Source organism: Microbulbifer hainanensis (genome assembly GCF_014904735.1).
In the GTDB taxonomy this organism is placed as follows: domain Bacteria; phylum Pseudomonadota; class Gammaproteobacteria; order Pseudomonadales; family Cellvibrionaceae; genus Microbulbifer; species Microbulbifer hainanensis.
In genome coordinates, this window is sequence record NZ_JACZCR010000020.1 from 79,456 (window position 1) to 100,384 (window position 20,929).

A 20,929-nucleotide genomic window follows, 5' to 3' on the forward strand; every position below is an offset into this window, starting at 1 on the left:
CTTCTAGCGGTAGAACGATACCCGCTCCACCCCAGTCTTCTGTCCCTCGGCCACTTCCCGGTACAGGTTTTGCCGCGGTGCCAGCACCGCGTCGCGCCCCTCGCGGTAGCTCTGCTCCTCGACCACTGCACGGTAGGCTTTGTCCAGGTCGAGCGCGCGGCGGCGGGACGGCATGATCAGTACATTGATATCGTCCGCCAACCTGTCGAGCATCGCGGTTTTCAGCGTGCCGTCTTCGTTGAAGAAGTGCGCGCGCACCTCGCCGTTGGAGCGGTATTCGTCTGCATTACCCACCTGCTGCAGGTAGTGGGCGTACTCGCCCTCGCCGTCGGCGCGCCGGGGTTCCGGCAGACCGGCCAGCGCTTTCTGTGACCAGTGATACCAGCCGCGCTGGAAACTGTTACCGGCATCCAGCTTGCGGGTCATCGCAAAGCCGCCGTCGACATTGGCCCCGATGGCACCGTGGCAGCCCGCGCAGCTCGCGAGCTCCTCGTAGGACTGCGGGCGCAGGTCGCCGCGGCTGTCCTCGATAAAACCGCTGTAGCGCCAGCCGCGGCGGTTGCTGATACCCCGCTCGATATCGCCGACCACGGGCTCGATGCGGTCGGGAAAATCGTGGGCCTCTTTCAGTTCACCCGCGGCGAGCTCGCGGTGCTGGAAATAGGTCACCCAGCGCACCTTGCGCGCATAGCGCAGCTCCTTCATGCGCGGTGCCATTGTGGCCCGCTCCTGCGCATCGACATCGATATAGCGCACGCTGTGCAGGAACTCGGTGCCGAGCGGGTAGGCGCCGCCGGACAGCGGGGCCTCCTTGTGCTGCTGGGCCAGACGCGCCTGACCGACATAGTGCATATAGCGCTGCTCCAGCGGCGCCCAGTCGTAGGTCACGCGCCGGGCGATGGCCAACTCGCCGTCCTTGTCGAGGTCGACCTGCAATTTCTTTTCATCGACGGGATCGATGGCCACATCGCGGCGTTTGATCAGTGCCTCGACAATCGCCAGATTGATTCGGTACACCGTTTCGTCGAACTGGCCCTGTTCGTCGTTGCGGTAAATTTGCGGCAGTCGGATCAGCACATCGTCCATGGAGCCGCTGGTGGGGAAAAAAGTCCCCGGAAAGGGCGTGTAGGCCAGTGCGCGCCAGCCGGTGAGTTTGTTGTCGGCGTTGCGATCGAAGCCTTCGCTATCGAAATGAAAACCCACATCCGGCACATAGCCATCCCAGCGCCCGTTGTGATTGCCGTCCCAGTGCGCCGGCAGGTTTTCGGTGAGTTTTTCGGCCAGCGGAATGCGACCGTTTTCCGTGCGATAATTGTCCTCACGCACATAGTCGAGGATTTCCTCGTCGCTCACCGACGCGATATAGGCGGAGCGGTCCTTGAACAGGTTGCGCCAGTGGTTGGCCCGCGCCGGTGCGGCAAAGTCGTAGGCCAGCTGCAGATCCACGTCGTTGGTAAAGTTCGGCGCTTCGCTGCGGGTGTGGCACACGTAGCAGGGATTGCTCGCCGTAGCGCCCGGGTTTTCCGTCTTGGTGTAACACTGGGGCGGCGTCACTGCCGCGGGGTTGGTGAGATAGAGCCGGCCCAGATTGTCCGGTTGCTTTTCGATGGCTACCGAGGCTGCGGCGACGCCACCGGCGATAAGGACAGCGGTGATCGCCGCCGGGAAAATTGCGCGCATAACGAGAATCCGAAAAAAGCGGAAGTGCCGCGCCCCGGCAAACGTCGGCCAGGGCGCGGCACCGGATTTGGCCGAATAGATTATTCGGCGCTATTCACATCCATGGCCGGGAAGGGACCCACATAACCGGTGTAGGCGCGGTGCTCCAGTGAGCCGGGTGCAAGCTGGTCGCCGTCGGATTCGCCGTAGGGATGCTGGACTACACTCATCAGGTAGGCGAAGCCGTTGATGTTCGGGTACCAGTAGGGCGAAGTGGTTTCGGAGCCGTAGGGCGTGGTCTGGATACGGGTCAGGCCAGCGGTGTGATCGGCGGCGTCCACGTTATCCAGATTCAGCGACCAGATGACGTCGTTCTGGTGGCCGGAGCCAGTGTCTTCACCGATGATCAGCGTGTTGTAGCCGGTGATAAAGGTCAGGTTGTCCGGATTGGCGAGGCCGTCCGCGTCGCAGCTGTAACTGGCGAAGGGGCTGTCAGAGGGATATACCGTCGGGATACCGCCGATCAGGCCGCTCATATGCGTGGCGACATAATCGGAACCGATGTCGCTGTCGCTGGCTACGTCCAGCTGGTAGACACCGCCGCAGGCATTTTCCTCGGCGAGCTGGATAGCGCCGGCGCCGTCGGTCATGCCCTTGCGCACTTCACTCATGGCCACATACAGTTTGCCGCCGTCGGGATCAAAGGTAACACCCTCTTCCTTGCGGAATTCGGTACTGGCGCCCATCAGTGCGGCGTAGCGACGCGTCTCCAGGCGCGAGGCAATTTTTTCCATACCCGGCTTCAGGCTCAGGCATTCAGTGTTACCGCCGGCAGCGACCTCGGTGCAACCCTCGCCGTCGACGGTAAAGATGTCGTCGAACGTGGTGGCCGGTACGCCGTCGCCGCCGTGAACCGCAGCGCTGATCTCGGCGTCGGTGGCGTGCCCCAGGGAAACCCACTCCAGGTCGGCGGCGCCCAGGCCTTCGGCGGAAGTCTGGTTCCACTTGGCGGCATAAACGGTGCCGGCACTCAGGTCACCGGCGGTATCGGCGACGAACATGTAGAAGCCCACATTGGTGCCATCATCGGTCATGTAAACCGTCTTGGAGTCGGGCATCACGTAAGAGAGTTCGAAGGCCAGGCGGCCCATGGCATAGTGCTTGGTCAGCTCCGCTGCCGGCGCGGCGTCACCCTCGGCGGCTACATTGATTTCGATATTCCAGCCGTAAAAGTAGGGGTTCCACTGGGCCGGATCGGCGTAGTAGCTCAACATACCCTTCGCATAGCCGTCACCCTCGACTTCGACACTGGTGGGCAGGGCGCGGGCATCCGGCTCGTATTCTTCTGACGCGAGGTGAGCGTTCCAGGGAGTCACCGATGCGGCGCAGTGCACCCAGCCGCCGTCCACGCCGGACTGGTCGATCTGCCACAGGTCCTTGGCGGTCAGCTCTCCATTTTCCGCATCCTGATCCAGTTCCATCAGGAACATGGCGCCGGGGCGGGTTTCCATCTGCGAGACGGAAAACAGGCGGTCGCCGATGGGCAACAGGGAAGTGTGTTCGTTGGCATCGGTCACTTTCAGCATGCCGTCTTCGCCGTACAGCGGCTGATTGGCGGCGTCTACCAGCTGGCCGAAGACGACGTTGCCATTGACGGAATCACCGGAGCGCAGCAGCGTGTGATAGCCGATTGCGTATTCTTCGCCATTCACTTCCACCATTGGCGAGGCAAGGATCTGGCGTTTTTCACTATCGGTGCTCGGCGCCGGCACGCCGGTAAAATTCAGGGATACCACCGGCGTCTCGACGGTACCACCTTCTTCCGGCGCTGGCGGTAGCGTTGCCTGTGAATTATTGTTGTTGTCGTTGCTGCAGGCGGGAATCAGCGCTATTCCAGCCAGGATAAAACCCAGCTTCAGTGCCAGCGGTTTTTTGGAAAACGGAATCATGATGGAAGCCCCCCAACTCAAAATTATTTTCGAGCGGGGAGTAAATCGGCTCTGCGTGACAGTGGCATTACACGACAGCCGCCTTTCATGACCGCTACATGAATTTTTTGCGACTGTGATGTTATCCGAATGTTTCAGCCAATAATTTTCACGGGGTTTTCGTCAGGGTCGCGGCCCTTGCCGGCGCGATAGAGGCGCTCCAGATAATTCTGCCAGTTGGCCTCGTAGTTCTCCGCCAGCTCGCGCAGGTATTCCCAGGTAAAAATACCGCTGTCGTGACTGTCGTCGAAGGTGATTTTCAGCGCGTAACGCCCGGCCGCTTCGAGATTCTCGATACCGACATACATCTTGCCGCTGACCAGCTCACCCTCACCGGCACCGTGGCCGCGCACTTCGGCACTGGGCGAGTAGACCCGCAGATACTCCGCCGGCAGTTCGAATTCTGCGTCGTCGAACTCAATCTGCAGGGTTTTGTCTGCGCGGTTGAGGCGAATTTTTTTTGGCTTCACTGTCACCTTCTTTTAATTCCCTTCTCCCGACCAAGCGGGAGAGGGGAGGATAAATTTGCCGTTACAAAATAAAGCGGGACAGATCTTCATCCTGGCTCAACTCGCCCAGGTGACTGTCTACATAGGCGCCGTCGATGGTGACTGTCTTGTGGCCGTCGCCAGCATCGAAGGAAATTTCTTCCAGCAGCCGCTCCAGTACCGTGTGCAGGCGGCGCGCGCCGATATTTTCGGTGCGCTCGTTCACGTCGAAAGCCACCTCGGCAATACGGCGAATACCGTCTTCGGAAAATTCCAGCTGCAGCCCCTCGGTCGCCAGCAGCGCTTTCTGCTGTTCGGTCAGCGAGGCCGACGGCTCGGTGAGAATGCGCTGGAAATCGGCAGACGTGAGCGAGTCCAGCTCGACGCGAATCGGCAGCCGGCCCTGCAGTTCCGGAATCAGGTCTGACGGCTTGGACAGGTGGAAGGCGCCGGATGCAATAAACAGGATGTGGTCCGTCTTGATCATGCCGTACTTGGTGGTGACGGTGCAGCCCTCGATCAGCGGCAGCAGGTCGCGCTGCACGCCCTCGCGGGATACGTCGGCACCGCCGCTTTCCTGGCGCTTGGCGACCTTGTCGATTTCGTCGAGGAACACGATACCGTTCTGCTCGGCGGTCTGGATTGCGCGGGTTTTCACTTCCTCGTCATTGACCAGCTTGCCGGCTTCCTCGTCGGTCAGCTGTTTCATGGCCTGCTTGACCGTGAGCTTGCGCTTCTTGGTCTTGCCCTGGTTCATGTTCGAGAACATGCCCTGCAGCTGGTTGGTCATTTCCTCCATGCCGGGCGGTGCCATGATTTCCACCCCCATCGGTGACATCGCCATATCGACTTCGATTTCTTTGTCGTCGAGCTGGCCTTCACGCAATTTCTTGCGGAATGTCTGGCGGGTACTGGAATCCTTGTCGCCCGGTTCGGTGGAGCGCGCCGGCGGTAGCAGCGCGTCGAGCACGCGCTCTTCGGCGGCGTCCAGCGCGCGCTGTTCGACACCGGCCATGGCCTTCTCGCGCTCAAGCTTCACAGCCATTTCCACCAGGTCGCGGACGATGGATTCTACATCGCGACCGACGTAGCCGACCTCGGTGAACTTGGTCGCCTCCACTTTAATGAAGGGCGCACCGGCCAGCTTGGCCAGGCGGCGGGCGATCTCGGTCTTGCCCACGCCGGTGGGGCCGATCATCAGGATATTTTTCGGGGTAATTTCCGCGCGCAGTTCCTCGTTCACCTGCATGCGCCGCCAGCGGTTGCGCAGTGCAATGGCCACGGCGCGCTTGGCATCCTGTTGGCCGACGATATGGCGGTCGAGTTCGTGGACGATTTCGCGGGGGGTCATCTGGGATTGGGACATAGGAATTCTCGGTCGCAAACTTGCTGTGTACTTTCCGCCGACCCGCTTTCTCATTAACGGGTGGCGGCCGATGACCGGGCCAGGTTTCGAAACCTCGCTCCAGCAACCGGCCTTCAATTCGGGTTAACGCACTGCGTCAGTAACTCAACTCTTCAATCGTGTGGTTCTGGTTGGTATAGACGCAGATATCGCCGGCGATCTTCAGGCCCTGCTCGACGACGGTGCGGGCATCCAGCTCGGTATTGTCGAGCAGCGCACGGGCCGCCGATTGGGCGTAGGGGCCACCGGAACCGATGGCGATCAGGTCGTCTTCCGGCTGAATCACGTCGCCGTTGCCGGTGATGATCAGGCTAGCGGTTTCGTCGGCTACGGCCAGCAGCGCCTCGAGGCGGCGCAGGGCGCGGTCGGTGCGCCAGTCCTTGGCCAGCTCCACCGCCGCACGGGTCAGCTGTCCGCCGTGAGCCTCGAGCTTGGCCTCGAAGCGCTCGAACAGGGTGAAGGCATCGGCGGTGCCACCGGCGAAACCGGCGATGACCTTGTCGTTGTGCAGGCGGCGCACCTTGCGCGCATTGCCTTTCATGATGGTGTTACCCATGGAGACCTGCCCGTCGCCGCCGATGACGACCTTGCCGTTGCGACGGCAGGAGAGAATGGTGGTTCCGCGATACTGTTCCACAGGGGGCTCCCGGGTTGTCTGCATACTGCAGGGGGAGCGGCGCCCGGCCGCTCCCCCTGCGTGAATCGGTTCTGACTTCTGTAAGTGTGGTCACCGGAGGGGAATTTCAACTTCGGCAGGGCAAATGCCTATAATGCGCGCCCGCTGTCACTGACTGGAGTTTCGCCTTGGCCGCACTGTCTTCGCGCTTCTACACGCTGGTGTTCGCGCTGTTCATGTCCTGCATGATGTCACTGCTGATGTCCGGGGTGATCACCTTCATCAATACCGGGCTGGCGGACGGATTCCTGTGGCGCTGGCTGCACGCGTTTGTCGTGGCCTGGATGGTGGCGTTTCCGCTGGTTTCGGTGATCGCGCCACTGGCCCACTGGCTGACGCGCAAGCTGGTACGCTCACCGCTGCAATAAACAAGCGGGACTAGACGGGAAACTGCGCCGTGATGACGCTTACTGGGACTTGAGCGGGCGTTTCAGCACCAGCGGCATCAGGTTCATGTTGGCGAGGGTCTCGCGCGCCGCGGATACTTCCGAACTGTTTTCGTAGGGGCCGACCAGTACCCGGTTCCAGGTGCCGCGGCTGTCGGTGTTGCTTTCCACTTTCACATCCAGATTGGCGAGCATCAGCCTCGCCCGCAGCTTTTCCGCCTCCGCCTTGTCACGGAAAGAAGCGGCCTGGAGGATATAGGTCATTTGCGGGTCGCGGCTGGGGCGGACACCCGGCTCTTCGGCGGGGCTTTTGCTGTTGTGGCGCGCCAGCTTGGCATCTTTCGGCGGCGGCACGGACACTTCGTTTTCCTTCAGCAGCGTGTAGAAATCGAAGCGCGGCGCGTCGGACTTGTCTTCCGCCTGCTGCTTTGCGGGCGCCGGCGGCCGGTGTGCGGAGGAGGGCGCCTGGTCGTGCTTGAGGCCGTTCAGGAAGATGATGAACACCACGAAGCCGCCGACAAAATTCCCCAGCACGAACCAGACCCAGGCGGGCTTGCCTGCGGAATTGTTGCGGCGACTGGCATTGCGACGGCTCATGGAAGTCTCTTTCCTGTAATTCTTCATTGGATACGGCGGTAGCGCGAATTGTAACGCTATTCGGCGTCATTAGGGTCTGCCGGCACTAAATTTGCCGGCGCCGCATCAGGACAGTTCCTGCGCATCCATATCCACCGCCCAGCGCAGGCGGCGGTTCCGGTTGCCCTCCGCCCACTGGCAGAATCGCGCCAGCAGTCCCTGCAGTACGCCGCGCCGCTCAGCGGTGACCTGGACATAGAAACGGAAGCGCCCGGACTTGCGCTCCAGCAGCGCCGGTACCGGACCCAGGTAGGAAAGCTCCGGCGATGGCGGTGCCAGTGCCTGCATCTGCGTGCGCGCCTCGGCGAGAAAGGCCTCTGCCCATTTGGGTTCCTCACATTCCGCACGTACCAGCGCCATGGCCCGCAATGGTGGCAGCTGTGCCGCCGCCCGGTCCTGTAACAACTGCCGCGCGAAGGCGCCGTAGCCGCGCTCCAGCAACAACTGCAGCAGCGGGTGTTCCGGATAGCGGCTCTGCACCAGCACCCGTCCCGCCAGGTCGCCGCGACCGGCGCGGCCGGCCACCTGCTCCAGCAGCTGACCGGTGCGCTCGGGCGCGCGGAAATCCGCACTGAAGAGCCCGCCATCGGCGTCCTGGATCACCACCAGCGTGACCCGCGGCAGGTGGTGCCCCTTGGCCAGCATCTGCGTGCCCAATAACAGGCAGGGCTCGCCGTTGCGCGCCGGCTCCAGCAGGCGATCGAGCGCCTGTTTGCTCGCGGTGGTGTCGCGGTCGACCCGGATGACCGGGAAATCCCGGAACTTGTGCGTAAGGAAGTCCTCACTGCGCTCGGTGCCGCCACCCAATGCATTGAGATTGCGGCTGTGGCACTGGGGGCAGGTGTTGACCGCCGGCTGGCGGAAATCGCAGTGGTGGCAGCGCAGCTGGCGCTGGCGGCGGTGCAGGGTCAGCTTGCTGGAACAGTGCGGGCAATCCGCCAGCCAGCCGCAGTCGTCACAGGTCAGCGCCGGCGCGAAGCCGCGGCGGTTAATAAAGACCAGCACCTGTTCACCCCGCGCCAGCGTCTCGCCGATGTGGCGCAACACCTGCGGCGCGAACCCCTCTTCGAGTTGCTGGCCGAGCGTCGGCACCACGTGAATCTGTGGCGGGCGTGCATTGCCGGCGCGATGCACCAGGCGCAAATGCTGGTAGCGGCCGGACAGGGCATTGTGCAGGCTCTCCAGCGATGGCGTGGCGGAACCCAGTAACACCGGCACCGCGGCATTGCGCCCCAGCACTAGCGCCAGGTCACGCGCCGAATAGCGCACGCCATCCTGTTGCTTGAAGGAGCCGTCGTGCTCCTCATCGACGATGATGGCGCCGAGCCGCGGCAGCGGCGTCAGGATCGCCGAGCGGGTGCCGATAACGATATCCGCCTGGCCGACGGCCGCAGACAGCCAGGCCTGGGCGCGCTCGCCCTCGGCGAGACCGGAGTGCAGGGCGGCGATGCTGTGGCCGGGGAAACGCGCGGCAATGCGGCGCAGGGTCTGTGGGGTCAGGCCGATTTCCGGCACCAGCAGCAGCGCCTGGCGACCGTCCGCCAGCACCCGCTCCATCAGGCGCAGGTAGACTTCGGTCTTGCCGCTGCCGGTAGTGCCCTCGAGCAGCGATGCGGAGAAGCCCGCGGCTGGAATGGCCGCGAGCACCTCCTTTTGTTCTTCATTCAGTTCCGGCGGCGCTGCCTCGGCGCTCTCCCCGGACGTGATGGGGGGCGGCACTGTCGGGCCCGGAATCCACTCGGCCAGGTTCCGGTCCAGCAGCGCACGAATAATAGTGGTCGAGTGGCCCAGTGCCTTCAGTTGAGTGCGGCTCTGGCGCCCGCCCTGTAATAACAGTTGCAGTAACGCCTGCTGTTTCGGCGCCCGCGCCAGTGCCGTTTCCGGCAGGCCCTTGCCCTCAGTGGTCAGCTGCAGCCACTGCTCGGCCCAGTGATCGGCGGGCTTGCCCTTGCGCAGGGCGGCGGGCAGGGCGGCGGCGTAGAGCTCCCCCACCGGCGCCTGATAGTAGTCGGCGGCCCAGTGCAGGAAGGCGCGGCTGCGCTCGTCGAACAGCGGGGCGCTGTCGACCAGCTCCAGCGCCGGTTTCAGCTGTGCGAGGGGTGATTCGGCGACGATATCCACCAGTACGGCAACCAGCTTGCGCCCGCCAAAGGGCACCCAGAGGCGCTGGCCCGGCTGCAGACCGGCCGGTTCCACGCCGTCCGGCGGCAGATAGTCGAACAGACGGCGCAGCGGCACTGGCACCGCCAGCCGCAGAATTGCCGGTTTCCCCCCTTCGAACGCCAAGTTGATCCTCCCCCTACTGCTGGCTCGAAGGGCGCATGATAGCGCAGATAAGCCGACCGGCCGTTTCGTGATAGTGCTTGAACCGCGCGACTAATCTGATTAGTATGCGCCGACTTTTTAAACAGGCCGGAATCCCTGTGGTTCCTGCACCAACGACGACCCCGTGCCCGGCAACAGATCGAGTGGCGGTGTCGAAAGAGGCCATCATGAAGACAGATATCCATCCGAACTACACCGAAGTGACCGCCACCTGTTCCTGCGGTCACTCCATCAAGACTCGCTCCACCCTGGGCCAGGACCTGCAGATCGACGTGTGCTCCCAGTGCCACCCGTTCTACACCGGCAAGCAGCGTGAAGCCAGCACCGGCGGCCGCGTAGATCGCTTCAAGAAGCGTTTCGGCAGCCGCATCAGCAAGTAAGTTCGGGCCGCCGCGCGACACCGCGCAGCGAACGAGCAAAAAAGGCACCCTGGGTTACCCCTCGGTGCCTTTTTCTTTGCCCCGGCCACCAGAGCCCCGATGGCTCTGGCGACAACCGTATTTGCTTCACAAGCCCAGATCGCTGAGCCCCGGGTGGTCATCTGGGCGCCGCCCCAGAGGCCAGTGGAATTTGCGCTCGCTCTCCTGGATGGGTAGATCGTTGATGCAGGCATAGCGGTTGACCATCAGGCCATTGTCGTCGAATTCCCAGTTCTCGTTGCCGTAGGAGCGGAACCAGTTGCCACTGTCGTCGTGCCATTCATAGGCGTAACGCACGGCTATGCGGTTGCCGGTAAAAGCCCAGAGTTCTTTGATCAGGCGGTAGTCCAGTTCCTTGTGCCACTTGCGCTCCAGGAAGGTCTGGGCCTGTTCGCGCCCCTGCACAAACTCAGCCCGGTTGCGCCAATTGGTATCCAGGCTGTAGGCCTTGGCCACCTTCGCCGGGTCGCGGCTATTCCAGCCGTCCTCGGCCAGGCGGACCTTTTGCGTGGCGGTCTCCAGCGTGAACGGGGGTAGGGGTGGGCGCTGTTCATTCGACATTGTTGATTTCCTGTTGCTACAGCCCCTCGGCCACGAGCAGGGTTTCGGCGACACGCCGCGCATCCGCGGCTACGTCGGACCTGCCCGACACCAGGGCGTTGGTAATGGCACCATCGATCAGCAGCAAAAGCTGTCCGGCCAGTTGCTGCGGTTGGTCGGCGCCGAGCTGGCTGCATCGCTGCGTCAGGCAGCGTTGCAGTTTTTCCTTATGCGCCCTGGCGACCTGCCGCACCGGGTCCTCCGGGTCGCACACCTCTCCGGCGGTATTAATGAAGGCGCAGCCGTGGAAATCGGCTGAGCCGAACCACTCGGCGAGCAGGTCGAAGGCGCCCAGTAACTGGGCCTTCGGGCCGGCGAAACGCTCGAGGCCCATCTCAAACCAAGCCATCCAGCGGAGGTCCCGCCGCTTCAGCGCTTCGGCCACCAAGCGATCCTTGGTACCGAAATACTTATAGATGGTTTTCCTCGAGACCCCGGAAGCCTTCACAATTGCATCCATCCCCGTAGCACAGATCCCGCCTCGGTAGATCAGCTGTTCAGTGCAGTGGAGGAGCCTCTCGAGCGGTTCGGTCTGTTGGCTTCTATTCATGAGCACCAGTGTAGAACGATCATTCTCCATGGAGCAAGGACAAATCCGGGGCTTTCCCGCTCGGAGGCACCGGCCCAATTGCGGAGGGCCTGCCGAGCCCCCGCCCGGATGAAAGATGGGATTCTGGCCAGCTTGTCCGGCGCAACTGGCAAGGGCTGCAAATAGAAGTGAAAGGCTGGCGCATCGACCACAGATCGAAATATACATCCCGGCATCCGCAAAATAAAAGCCAGCGTATTGCGCCGTACCCAGAGTTTATTGCCAAAATTAGTAGGAATTAATCCATTCGCCTGTTTTTTAGCCTTGTGTCGTCTGAGGCCTCCGGTTATTCTCTCCGACCCCGCAGTAACCCGGGCGAAACGCCAGATTTTCGCCCGCAGCATTCTAACGAAGAGAAGCTTTCCAAGATGACGGATTCATTGCGCCAGGCCGCGCTCGACTATCACGCGCTGCCGACACCCGGCAAGCTGTCGGTAGAACTGACCACGCCGGCCCAGACCCAGGAAGACCTGTCCCTGGCCTACAGCCCCGGTGTCGCCGAGCCGGTGCGCGAAATCGCCAAGGATCCGGAAGCGGCCTACAAATACACCGGCAAGGGCAACCTGGTGGCGGTGATCTCCAACGGCAGCGCCATTCTCGGTCTCGGCAACCTGGGGCCGCTCGCCTCCAAGCCGGTGATGGAAGGTAAATCGCTGCTGTTCAAGCGCTTTGCCGACATCAACTCGGTGGATATCGAGGTGGATACGGCGAGCCCGGAGCAGTTCATCCAGACGGTGGCCGCCATCGCCAATACCTTCGGCGGTATCAACCTCGAGGACATCAAGGCGCCGGAGTGCTTCCATATCGAAGAGGCGCTGATCGAGCGCTGTCCGGTACCAGTATTCCACGACGACCAGCACGGCACCGCCATCGTGACCGTCGCGGGCATGCTCAACGCGCTGGAGATCCAGGGCAAGAAGATCGACGAGGTGCGCATGGTGTGCCTCGGCGCCGGCGCCGCCGCCACCGCCTGCTGCAAACTGATGCTGGCTGCCGGTGCGCGCAAGGAGCAGATCACCATGCTCGACAGCCGCGGCGTCATCCACGCCGGGCGCACCGACATCAACGCCTACAAGGGCGAGTGGGCGCGGGATACCGAGATGCGCACACTGGACGACGCCATCGAGGGCGCCGACGTGTTCCTCGGCGTGTCCGGCCCGAACCTGCTGTCCGCCGAGCAGCTGAAGCGCATGGCACCGCGCCCGGTGGTGTTCGCCTGCTCGAATCCGAGCCCTGAAATTGCCCCGGAGCTGGCCCACAGCGTGCGCGACGATCTGATCATGGCCACCGGCCGCTCGGACTATCCCAACCAGGTCAACAACGTGCTCTGTTTCCCGTTCATCTTCCGCGGCGCGCTGGACGTTCGCGCGGTGCGTATCAATGAGGAGATGAAGCTGGCGGCCATCGAGGCCATCCGGAAGATCGCTCACGAGCCGGTGCCGGAATCCGTACGCGCCGGCTACGGCGGCGTGGAGCTGAGTCTGGGCGCCGACTACATCCTGCCCAAACCCACGGATCCGCGCCTGCTGCCGGAAGTGGCGGCCGCGGTAGCACGCGCTGCCGTGGACAGCGGCGCCGCGCGACTGCCGTACCCGGCGCACTATCCGCTCACGGAACTCTGACCCGCCAAATCCGCCCCCGCGTCTCGACCCGCGGGGGCGACTTCCCGTCGCGCAATTGACTGCCATTCTTGAGCCATCCAGCCCCCGTCGCTACACTGCCCATCTATCAAAGCGTTAAAGTTCTACACCCGCATGAGTCACGTCTACGTGCTGACCAACCAGCACCAACAATTCCTGAGCAAAAGCAACGAGTGGATTGACGGCCGCGAGGCTATTCGCCTGTTCCGCAGCGAATACAAAGATGTCGCCATCAACCAGATGTTCGAAGCCAACACCCGCGACGTGAGCCTGCGCATCGAGTTGCTGCAGTGCGAAGTGAACGGCAAGGGCCAGCCGCAAGTGCCGGAAGACGCCCTGGGCGAACCCGCGGTCAAAGCGGAAGCGGCGGGCGAGCCGGAGATTGAGCCGGGCGCGCCGGAAGAAATGCCGCCGTCGACCAACCCGGAGGTGAACCCCGAGCCGGCCCCGGAGGTCACCCCGGACGAGCCACCGGAAGTCGCACCGGACGAGCCGCCGGAAATAGAGCCGCAGCAACCGGAAGAGGGTGCGGCCAAATCCAATTCCGCCGCCTGATCGCCGATTCGCCGCGGACTTGAGAAAGTCCCCGGCGACCCCCATATCGGCCTGCACAAGCGACAGCGCCATGCCAGGTGCCGACAGCCTCCAGGAGAACCGAGTGCCCAATCCCCATCTGGCCGCCCTGCGCCAACCACAGACGCTGCAACTGCTGAAGGGCATTCGCCGCGGTATCGAAAAGGAAAGCCTGCGCGTCACACCGGACGGCGCCCTGGCGCAGACCCCTCACAGCGAGGCGCTGGGCTCAGCGCTGTCGCACGACAGCATCACCACGGATTTCGCCGAGGCGCTGCTGGAATTCATCACGCCGCCGGAGGCCACACCCGAGGGCGCACTGGCAATCCTCGACCGGATCCACCGCTACACCTACAGCCAGATTGGCGACGAGCGCCTGTGGGTAAACAGCATGCCGTGCCGTATCGGCGCGGACGCGGATATTCCGGTGGCCCGCTACGGCAGCTCCCACAGCGGCACCATGAAAACTGTCTACCGGCTGGGACTGGGACTGCGCTACGGCCGCGCAATGCAGACCATCGCCGGCATTCACTACAACTTTTCCCTGTCGAACGATTTCTGGGCCTGGCTGCACGAGCACGAGGGTAGCAGCGAATCCCTGCGCGACTTCAAGACGCGCCGCTATTTCGACCTGATCCGCAATTTCCGCCGCCACTACTGGCTGCTGATCTACCTGTTCGGCGCCGCGCCGGCGGTGTGCGGCTCCTTTGTCGAAGGCCGCGAGCACAGCCTGGAAAGCTTCGACGATAATGGGCGCACCCTGTACGCCCCCTACGCCACGTCGCTGCGCATGGGCGACCTCGGCTACAACAGCGATGCCCAGCAGTCGCTGATCGTCTGCTACAACGACCTGCCCAGCTACCTGTCCACGCTATGCGCGGCCATCAGCCGGCCCTATGCGCCGTATCACGCGCAGGGCGTTAAAGATGCACAGGGCCACTACCAGCAGTTGTCCACAGGGCTACTGCAGATTGAAAACGAGTTTTACTCGCCGATCCGCCCGAAGAACCCGGCCGAGATGGGCGAGACGGCGCTGTCGGCGCTGGACAACCGCGGGGTGGAATATATCGAGGTGCGCTGCCTCGACCTGAACCCCTATGCACCGCTCGGTATCGACGCCCGGCAGATGCGCTTCCTCGACAGTTTCCTGCTGCACTGCCTGCTGGAAAAGAGCCCCAAGACGGACGATGCCGACTACCGCGCGGTACAGGAAAACCAGAACCGCATCGTTTATCGCGGCCGCGATCCGGAGCTGCAGCTGATCCACAATGGCGGCGAACTGAAACTCACCGACTGGGCCGGGCGCCTGCTCGATGAGATGGCGCCCATCGCCGAGCTCCTCGACAGCGCCTGGAGCGGCGACGACTACAGCCGCGCTATCGACGCGCAACGGGCCAAGGTCAGCGGTGAAGCGCCGACCCCGGCCGCGCAGATACTGGCGGAGATGCGCAAAAACAAGCAGAGCTTTTTCCAGTGGGCCGCCGACAAGGCCGAGCAGCACCGCCGCTATTTCCTCGAGCGCCCGCTCGACGACAGTGAACAGCGGGAATTCGCCGGGCAGGCCGAGGAGTCCCTGCGCAAACAAAGGGCGGTGGAAGACGCGGACACGGGCAGCTTCGAGGATTTCCTCGGCAAATACTATGCCCAGTACATCTTCTGCCAGCGGTAACGGCCGCCGGGCACTTCGATGAACTATCTCGCCCACCTGCTGTTGTCCGGCCCCGATCCGGACTGGCGCCTGGGCGGGCTGCTGGGGGATTTCGTCAAAGGTCCCCTGACCGGCGAGCGGCCCGCCGCGATCGAAGCGGGCATCCGCCTGCACCGCCGCATCGATGTCACCACCGATGAACACCCCGCACACCGCGAATCGCTCACCTTGCTGGATCCCAGCTGGCGCCGCTACGCCGGCATCATTATGGATATCTGGTTCGATCACCTGCTCAGCCGGCAGTGGTCCCGCTACCACCCGCAGCCCCTCGACGCCTTTTGTGACCAATGTTGGCAGGACTTTCACGCCCGCAGCCGGTATATTCCGCCGCGCGCGCAGGCGTTTATCGCCCGCGCTGAGCAATTTAAACTGTTGCAGAGTTATGGCGACCCGCAGGTAATCGCGCGCACACTGGAACGTGTCGGTCAGCGCCTGCGCCGGCCGGTGCCTTTGCACGAGGCGCTGCCGGAACTGATCGCCGCCGGGGGAACTCTGCAACACCAATTTGATCGACTATTTGAAGACTTGAATCGCGAGGCCGTCGAGTTTCGCCTGCACTATTCAGGATCCAATAAATCATGAGCCTACCTAACCCGCGCATTACCTTCCTGCTGGTATTCCTCGCCGTCGTATTTCTGCTGGGCGCCGCCTTTTATCTTGAATTTGCCATGGGGCTGGAACCCTGCCCGCTGTGTATCAGCCAGCGCTTGATGCTGCTGGCCGTGGGGCTGGTATCGCTGGTTGCTTTCCTGCACAACCCGGCCACGATCGGGCGGCGCATCTACGGCCTGCTGGTGTCACTGTCCGCGATGGGCGGGCTGTATTTCGCCGGTCGCCAGTTGTGGCTGCAGAGCCTGCCGGCGGACCAGGTGCCGGCCTGTGGCCCGGGCATCACCTACATGATCGATGCCTTTCCACTGGGCGACGTCATCAAGACCCTGCTGACCGGCGACGGCAACTGCGCGGATATCAAATGGACCTGGCTGGGCCTGTCCATTCCCGGCTGGTCCGCAGTGGGCTTTGCCGGCATCATCGCCTTCGGCGTGTGGCAGGCCTTCCGTAAACACTGATCGCCCTCCAACCGGGTGCGCCCGCGCGCCCGTCCGCGCCAACTGGTAGCCGCCTTGAAGCAGACAATTCCCCCGCAATTGCGTGAACTCGCGCACTGGCTGTCCGGCGCGGCGGCGCTGGCCGGTTGCGCAGTAGTCGGCCGCTGGATCAGCGCGCTGCTGTCACTGCCGATTCCCGGCTCGGTGGTGGGGATGCTGCTGTTGCTGCTGGGAATGATGCTCTACGGGGGCGTGCCCCGCGGTATCGCACTGGTCAGCGATCTGCTGCTGCGCCTGCTGGCGCTGTTGTTCCTGCCCGCCGCAGTGGGTTTCTATTTTCTCCGCGACCTGAACGCCGGCGACTGGCTGGGCCTGCTCGCCGCCACCATCCTCGGCACGCTGCTGAGCCTCACCCTGTGTGCGCTGCTGCTGAAAAAACTGCTGGAGTCTGCCGACGCGAGGCACAACGATGAGTGATGCCATCGCCGGCTTCCTGCACAGCCCGCTGTTCGTGCTGCCGCTCAATCTCGCCGCCTTCCTGTTCGGACTGAAACTCTACCGCGCAACGGGCACGGCACTGCTGCACCCGATCGTCGGTGCCAGCGCGCTGGTGGCCGTGGTGCTGCTGACAGTCGACATCCATTATCCCGATTACCAGCGCGCGAGCGGACTCCTCTACGCACTGCTGGGTCCGGCGGTGGTGGCGCTGGCGGTGCCGCTGAAGCAGAACCTGGGCATCATCCGCCGCGCCGGCTGGCCGCTGGCCATCACGCTGGTCGTGGGCGCGGCGCTGGCCCCGCTGGTGGCCGTCGGCTTCGCGATGCTGTTTGGCGCCGGGCACACGGTCATACTGGCGCTCGCGGGCAAGTCGGTCACCACGCCCATCGCGCTGGCAGTCGCGGAAAAAATTCACGCGGTGGAGAGCCTGACGGCGGGAATCGTCGTGTTTACCGGCGTCGTCGGTGCGGTACTGGGCCCGCCACTACTGAAGCGGATGGGTATCGACGACGACCGCATCCTCGGCCTGACGCTGGGCATCAATGCGCACGCAGTGGGTACCGCACGCGCGCTGGAGATCAGCGCCCTGTGTGGCGCCTTTGCGGCACTGGCGATGGGCCTGTGCGGCGCGCTGACCGCACTGCTGTTGCCGCTACTGCTGCGTTAACCGCGAGTCCGCGCTCAGTCTTCGAGCGCCATCACCAGCTCGGCCATGGCCGCATCAGCACCGCGGCCGCGTTCGCGCAGTCCATCTGCCACCGCGACGCGGGTATCGGCACTCTGGTTCTGGCTCACTTTCCACTTGCCTTCCAGTGTTTCGACCGCCAGCTCGATACCGACAATCGCCGACGACAGGCGCTGGATAAATACCTGCGGTGCATCGTCCACCGACCAGGGATCAGCGGCATCGCCCTCCTGCTGCGCGGTGAGATCGTCGAGCAGTTTTGCCAGCCACTGCGGATCCTCCACCAGCCGCAGGCGGCCACTGGCGTGGACTGCGGTGTAGTTCCAGGTGGGAACCACCTTGCCGTGTTCCGCCTTGGCCGGGTACCAGGACGGCGAGATGTAGCTATCCGGCCCGGTGAAGATCGCCATGGCGGACACAGGCTGATCGAGATCCCGCACCAGAGTGTTAGCCCGCGCGACATGCCCGCGCAGGGTGACGCCGTCGTCCTCGGCGACAGACAGAAGCAATGGCACGTGATTCGCGCACAGGCCCGCAGAGGAAGTGGTGACCAGGGTCGCCAGTGGAAATTGACGAATCAGCCGGTAGAGGTCGGGACGCGCCTCGCGTCGAAAATGGCTTGGAAGATACATGGTCGATACGGCCCCTCGGGCTGATGAGAAGCAGCGCATGTTAACCAACCCGGTTTTGGCGCTCAATGCGCTGGCTTCCTTGCCGGCGGCGGGCGAATCTCCTATCTTCCATAGGGCCTGCTGACACTAAATTAGAAGGCCGCACCCGCGCTGTTTCGGGCAGCACCAACGGGCGGCGATGGCAGTAAAAGCAACAAAAGGAAGTTCGGACATGCTGGAAAATTGTAAGACCGCACACGAGCGCTGGGGTGGGGTGAGTGACATCATCGACCGCTGGCTGCATTCCCGTCAGTCGCTCCTGGTGCGCTTCTGCGCGCTGTCAGAGAAAAAAGAATTCACTGAGGGCGATGCAGGGGTGGACGAAAATCTCCGCCAGCTGTGCCAGTACCTGATGGATTACATCTCGGCCGGTCACTTCGAGGTCTATGAACAGTTGATTCGCGAAGGGCAGGACTTTGGCGACAAAGCCGCACTGGATCGGGCTCGCGCACTCTACCGCGAAATCGACAGCACCACCGATGTCGCCGTCGACTTCAATGATAAATATCTGGAGACCGACGACCTCTCCAGTCTGCCCGGCGACCTTTCGCAATTGGGCGAAGCGCTGGAGACCCGCTTCGAGTCCGAGGACCAGATGATCGCGGTGCTGCATACAGCGCACAAGAACCAGCTGCCATCGTAACTGCAACCTGACGGCGACCGCCGTTACCCGACATTGTTGTTACCAGACATTAAAAAAGGGGCCAGAGGCCCCTTTTTCATATCCGGCAATAACGCTTATTCCTGATCGGAACCCTGATCAGCGTCGTCCGCCTTATCAGCTTCGTCCGCAGCGGCGTCGTCACCCGGCTTTACGTTCGCCTTGTGCAGTTCCACTTCAAAGATCAGTGTGGCGTTGGGGCCGATCATGCCGCCGGCACCGCCCGGTCCGTAGGCCAGGTCGGCGGGAATATACAGCTCCCACTTGGCGCCTTCCTTCATCATCTGCAGCGCTTCGGTCCAGCCCTTGATCACGCCATTCACCGGGAACTGAACCGGCTCGCCCTTGGCATAGGAGCTGTCGAATACGGTGCCGTCGATCAACGTACCCTTGTAGTCCACTTCAACCACGCTGTCAGCGCTCGGGGTATCGCCGCTGCCCTCGGTGATGACCTTGTACTGCAGACCCGAGTCAGTGGTCTTCACGCCTTCTTTCTTGGCGTTCGCTTCCAGAAATGCCTTGCCTTCCGCCAGGTTCTTCTCGGCAGTTGCCTTGAACTCTTTCTCCTGCTTGGCCAGCATTTCCTGCTGCTTGGACTGCATCTTCTCCTGGAAGACTGCGATCACCTTCTGCTTTTCTTCATCGGACAGGCGCGACTCGCGGCCGGCCTCGACATCTTTCAGAGCCATCAGCACGACCTGGGGATCCAGTTTTACATCCTGAGTCTGCAGGCGCTTGGCCATATCCTCGGCGATGATGTAGCTGACCTTTTTCTCGTGGGTATCCAGGGCGACTTCGGCGGTCTGCGTGGATTCCTGTTTGTTGCAGCCGGCCAGCACGAGGCCCAGGGCAACTGCAGCAGCCAAAGGAAGTTTATTCATGGGATTTGTCTCTTTATCCGTGATGCATTTATTAATTTGTACATGGCCTCTCGGCCAATGCCGGAAAGCGTCCCGGGTCATAACTCGACGCCGACACAACAGCGTGCCAGGCAGTGCCGTGCAAGTCTAACCCATGGCGGCGGCCGGTGCATACCGACAGCCTCAATTGGTCAAGGGCACCATTTTTGCCCATAAGTTCCCGACCCATTTACCAAAAAATCGCGAATCGGTGCTTTTTTTCCCGGTTTACGGCATACATTTTTTTGAAAAACAACGCTATTATCAGGCTTCCATCTGTTGTTGCGTCGGAAAATTTCCAGGGGTGGTCAACCATTTCCGAGGCAACCGATCAGTGCATGGATCTGTGAACGCGGTAGCAACCGCATCAACGTCGGGCACATCTATTAATCCCCGGATGCGCCGAATCGAAATTAAAACTCAGGATATTTACCCATGGCTGCCAAACGTAAAGCTGTTAATCCAGTCGCAGAACTGGAAGCACAAATCGCCAAGCTCACCAACCAACTCGACAAGGCCCGAGCCAAGCAGGCCACCGATGCCGGCAAAGCCGCGCAGAAGACGGCCAAGGCGGTAACTGCTGCCAACAGCAAGCTGGCCAAGGCCAAAACCAAGCTGGTGAGCGCCCGCGCCGCCGCGAAGAAGAGCAAAACCGCTGCAGTGAAGCAGCGCGTGGACACCGCCAAAGCGGCAGTAGACAAGCTCACCGCAGAACTGAAGATGGCCAAGGACGCGGCGGCGGAAGCCAAGCAGGCGGAAGCGGCTGCAAAAACCGAACTGAAGATCGCGGCGACTATCAGCAAAATAGCAGCCAAGGCGGAAAAAGCTACAGCCGGCAAAGGCAAGAAAAAGAAAGCCAGCTCCAAGAAAGCGCCAGCCAAAAAGGCCGCCGCGGAGAAGTCAGCCACTGCTGCCAAGGCACCGAAGAAATCCGCAGCAAAAACTGCAGCGAAACCAGCGAAAAAGGCCGCCAAGGCCACGGCCAAAAAAGCCCCGAAAAAAGCTGCCACCAAAAAGGCACCGGCCAAGAAAGCCGTAGCCGCGAAAGCCCCGGCCGAAAAGGCTGCAGCCAAGCCCGCGGCAAAGAAAGCACCCAAGCCCAAGAAGGCCCCGGTCAAGAAGGCAGCCGCCAAGCCAGCCGCCGCACCCAAGCCCGCTGCGCCGGCCGAAGTGAAGTCGGAAAGCAAACCCGAAACCAAGCCGGAATCCGGTTCCCCGATTATGGGCAAGACGCCGGAATCGCGCCCGCTTGGCGGCGAGCCGGCAGCGGAGCAGAAGCCCGCCGAAATGCCGAAGACGGCTCCGGCTCCGAGCATCACCCCGATGACTCCGCCGAACAGCCTGTTTTCCAGCGAAAAGTCCGGCGACGAGTAA

At 62.5% G+C, this 20,929-nt stretch carries 22 protein-coding genes; 11 read left to right on the top strand and 11 right to left on the bottom strand.

Features of this window, described 5'->3' with window-relative positions:
* Positions 1-3: 3 nt before the first annotated feature.
* From IG168_RS06585 to hslV, 5 genes are all read right to left on the bottom strand, one after another.
* Positions 4-1,680: a hypothetical protein gene (locus IG168_RS06585; protein ID WP_226876597.1), complete on the bottom strand. Its 1,677-nt coding sequence runs from the start codon at positions 1,678-1,680 to the stop codon at positions 4-6.
* Between the two features lie 80 nt (positions 1,681-1,760).
* Positions 1,761-3,608, bottom strand: coding sequence for a PhoX family protein (locus tag IG168_RS06590; protein ID WP_193163109.1), 1,848 nt, complete (start codon positions 3,606-3,608; stop codon positions 1,761-1,763).
* 134 nt (positions 3,609-3,742) lie between these two features.
* Complete coding sequence (locus IG168_RS06595; protein ID WP_193163111.1) at positions 3,743-4,117, bottom strand: gamma-butyrobetaine hydroxylase-like domain-containing protein; 375 nt, start codon at positions 4,115-4,117, stop codon at positions 3,743-3,745.
* Positions 4,118-4,178: 61 nt separating this feature from the next.
* On the bottom strand, positions 4,179-5,501 hold the full coding sequence (gene hslU / locus IG168_RS06600) for an ATP-dependent protease ATPase subunit HslU (protein ID WP_226876598.1): 1,323 nt from the start codon (positions 5,499-5,501) through the stop codon (positions 4,179-4,181).
* 136 nt (positions 5,502-5,637) lie between these two features.
* Positions 5,638-6,177, bottom strand: a complete 540-nt coding sequence (gene hslV, locus IG168_RS06605) for an ATP-dependent protease subunit HslV (protein WP_319024669.1) — start codon at positions 6,175-6,177, stop codon at positions 5,638-5,640.
* Between the two features lie 167 nt (positions 6,178-6,344).
* Here hslV and IG168_RS06610 point away from each other — a divergent pair, with 167 nt between their 5' ends.
* On the top strand, positions 6,345-6,584 hold the full coding sequence (locus IG168_RS06610) for a DUF2798 domain-containing protein (RefSeq protein WP_226876599.1): 240 nt from the start codon (positions 6,345-6,347) through the stop codon (positions 6,582-6,584).
* Positions 6,585-6,623: 39 nt separating this feature from the next.
* On the opposite strand, the gene IG168_RS06615 is transcribed toward IG168_RS06610, so the two are convergent.
* Positions 6,624-7,199 carry an SPOR domain-containing protein gene (locus IG168_RS06615; RefSeq protein WP_193163116.1) on the bottom strand — a complete coding sequence of 192 codons (576 nt, stop codon included), beginning with the start codon at positions 7,197-7,199 and terminating at the stop codon, positions 6,624-6,626.
* Between the two features lie 105 nt (positions 7,200-7,304).
* Positions 7,305-9,524, bottom strand: coding sequence for a primosomal protein N' (locus tag IG168_RS06620; RefSeq protein ID WP_193163118.1), 2,220 nt, complete (start codon positions 9,522-9,524; stop codon positions 7,305-7,307).
* 206 nt (positions 9,525-9,730) lie between these two features.
* Here IG168_RS06620 and rpmE point away from each other — a divergent pair, with 206 nt between their 5' ends.
* Positions 9,731-9,943 (top strand): 50S ribosomal protein L31, encoded by a 213-nt coding sequence (rpmE, locus tag IG168_RS06625; RefSeq protein ID WP_193163120.1) that lies wholly within the window; start codon positions 9,731-9,733, stop codon positions 9,941-9,943.
* A 126-nt stretch (positions 9,944-10,069) separates the two neighbouring features.
* Here the strand turns inward: rpmE and IG168_RS06630 are convergent, their stop codons facing one another.
* Entirely contained in the window at positions 10,070-10,543 is a 474-nt protein-coding gene (locus tag IG168_RS06630; RefSeq protein ID WP_193163122.1) for a nuclear transport factor 2 family protein, read from the bottom strand.
* Positions 10,544-10,559: 16 nt separating this feature from the next.
* Positions 10,560-11,132: a TetR/AcrR family transcriptional regulator gene (locus tag IG168_RS06635; protein ID WP_226876601.1), complete on the bottom strand. Its 573-nt coding sequence runs from the start codon at positions 11,130-11,132 to the stop codon at positions 10,560-10,562.
* A gap of 407 nt (positions 11,133-11,539) precedes the next feature.
* Between IG168_RS06635 and IG168_RS06640 the strand changes: the two genes are divergently transcribed.
* The 7 genes from IG168_RS06640 (at position 11,540) to IG168_RS06670 (ending at position 17,306) form a co-directional block, all read left to right on the top strand.
* Positions 11,540-12,793: a malic enzyme-like NAD(P)-binding protein gene (locus IG168_RS06640; RefSeq protein ID WP_193163124.1), complete on the top strand. Its 1,254-nt coding sequence runs from the start codon at positions 11,540-11,542 to the stop codon at positions 12,791-12,793.
* A 132-nt stretch (positions 12,794-12,925) separates the two neighbouring features.
* Positions 12,926-13,366 carry a hypothetical protein gene (locus IG168_RS06645; protein ID WP_193163126.1) on the top strand — a complete coding sequence of 147 codons (441 nt, stop codon included), beginning with the start codon at positions 12,926-12,928 and terminating at the stop codon, positions 13,364-13,366.
* A 103-nt stretch (positions 13,367-13,469) separates the two neighbouring features.
* Positions 13,470-15,053, top strand: coding sequence for a glutamate--cysteine ligase (gene gshA, locus IG168_RS06650; protein WP_193163128.1), 1,584 nt, complete (start codon positions 13,470-13,472; stop codon positions 15,051-15,053).
* An 18-nt stretch (positions 15,054-15,071) separates the two neighbouring features.
* Positions 15,072-15,674 carry an acyl carrier protein phosphodiesterase gene (locus IG168_RS06655; RefSeq protein WP_193163130.1) on the top strand — a complete coding sequence of 201 codons (603 nt, stop codon included), beginning with the start codon at positions 15,072-15,074 and terminating at the stop codon, positions 15,672-15,674.
* The gene (locus IG168_RS06660; RefSeq protein WP_193163132.1) at positions 15,671-16,162 is read left to right on the top strand and encodes a disulfide bond formation protein B; all 492 of its coding nucleotides are present in this window, start codon (positions 15,671-15,673) and stop codon (positions 16,160-16,162) included. The genes IG168_RS06655 and IG168_RS06660 overlap by 4 nt, the downstream gene beginning before the upstream one ends.
* Before the next feature lie 54 nt (positions 16,163-16,216).
* The gene (locus IG168_RS06665) at positions 16,217-16,618 is read left to right on the top strand and encodes a CidA/LrgA family protein (protein ID WP_193163134.1); all 402 of its coding nucleotides are present in this window, start codon (positions 16,217-16,219) and stop codon (positions 16,616-16,618) included.
* The gene (locus IG168_RS06670) at positions 16,611-17,306 is read left to right on the top strand and encodes an LrgB family protein (RefSeq protein ID WP_193163136.1); all 696 of its coding nucleotides are present in this window, start codon (positions 16,611-16,613) and stop codon (positions 17,304-17,306) included. The genes IG168_RS06665 and IG168_RS06670 overlap by 8 nt, the downstream gene beginning before the upstream one ends.
* 14 nt (positions 17,307-17,320) lie before the next feature.
* Here the strand turns inward: IG168_RS06670 and IG168_RS06675 are convergent, their stop codons facing one another.
* The gene (locus tag IG168_RS06675) at positions 17,321-17,956 is read right to left on the bottom strand and encodes an FMN-binding negative transcriptional regulator (RefSeq protein WP_193163138.1); all 636 of its coding nucleotides are present in this window, start codon (positions 17,954-17,956) and stop codon (positions 17,321-17,323) included.
* Between the two features lie 211 nt (positions 17,957-18,167).
* On the opposite strand from IG168_RS06675, the gene rsd reads away from it, so the two are divergent.
* Positions 18,168-18,638, top strand: a complete 471-nt coding sequence (gene rsd, locus IG168_RS06680; RefSeq protein ID WP_193163140.1) for a sigma D regulator — start codon at positions 18,168-18,170, stop codon at positions 18,636-18,638.
* Between the two features lie 95 nt (positions 18,639-18,733).
* On the opposite strand, the gene IG168_RS06685 is transcribed toward rsd, so the two are convergent.
* The gene (locus tag IG168_RS06685) at positions 18,734-19,537 is read right to left on the bottom strand and encodes an FKBP-type peptidyl-prolyl cis-trans isomerase (protein WP_193163143.1); all 804 of its coding nucleotides are present in this window, start codon (positions 19,535-19,537) and stop codon (positions 18,734-18,736) included.
* A gap of 453 nt (positions 19,538-19,990) precedes the next feature.
* Here IG168_RS06685 and IG168_RS06690 point away from each other — a divergent pair, with 453 nt between their 5' ends.
* Positions 19,991-20,929, top strand: coding sequence for a histidine kinase (locus tag IG168_RS06690; protein ID WP_193163145.1), 939 nt, complete (start codon positions 19,991-19,993; stop codon positions 20,927-20,929).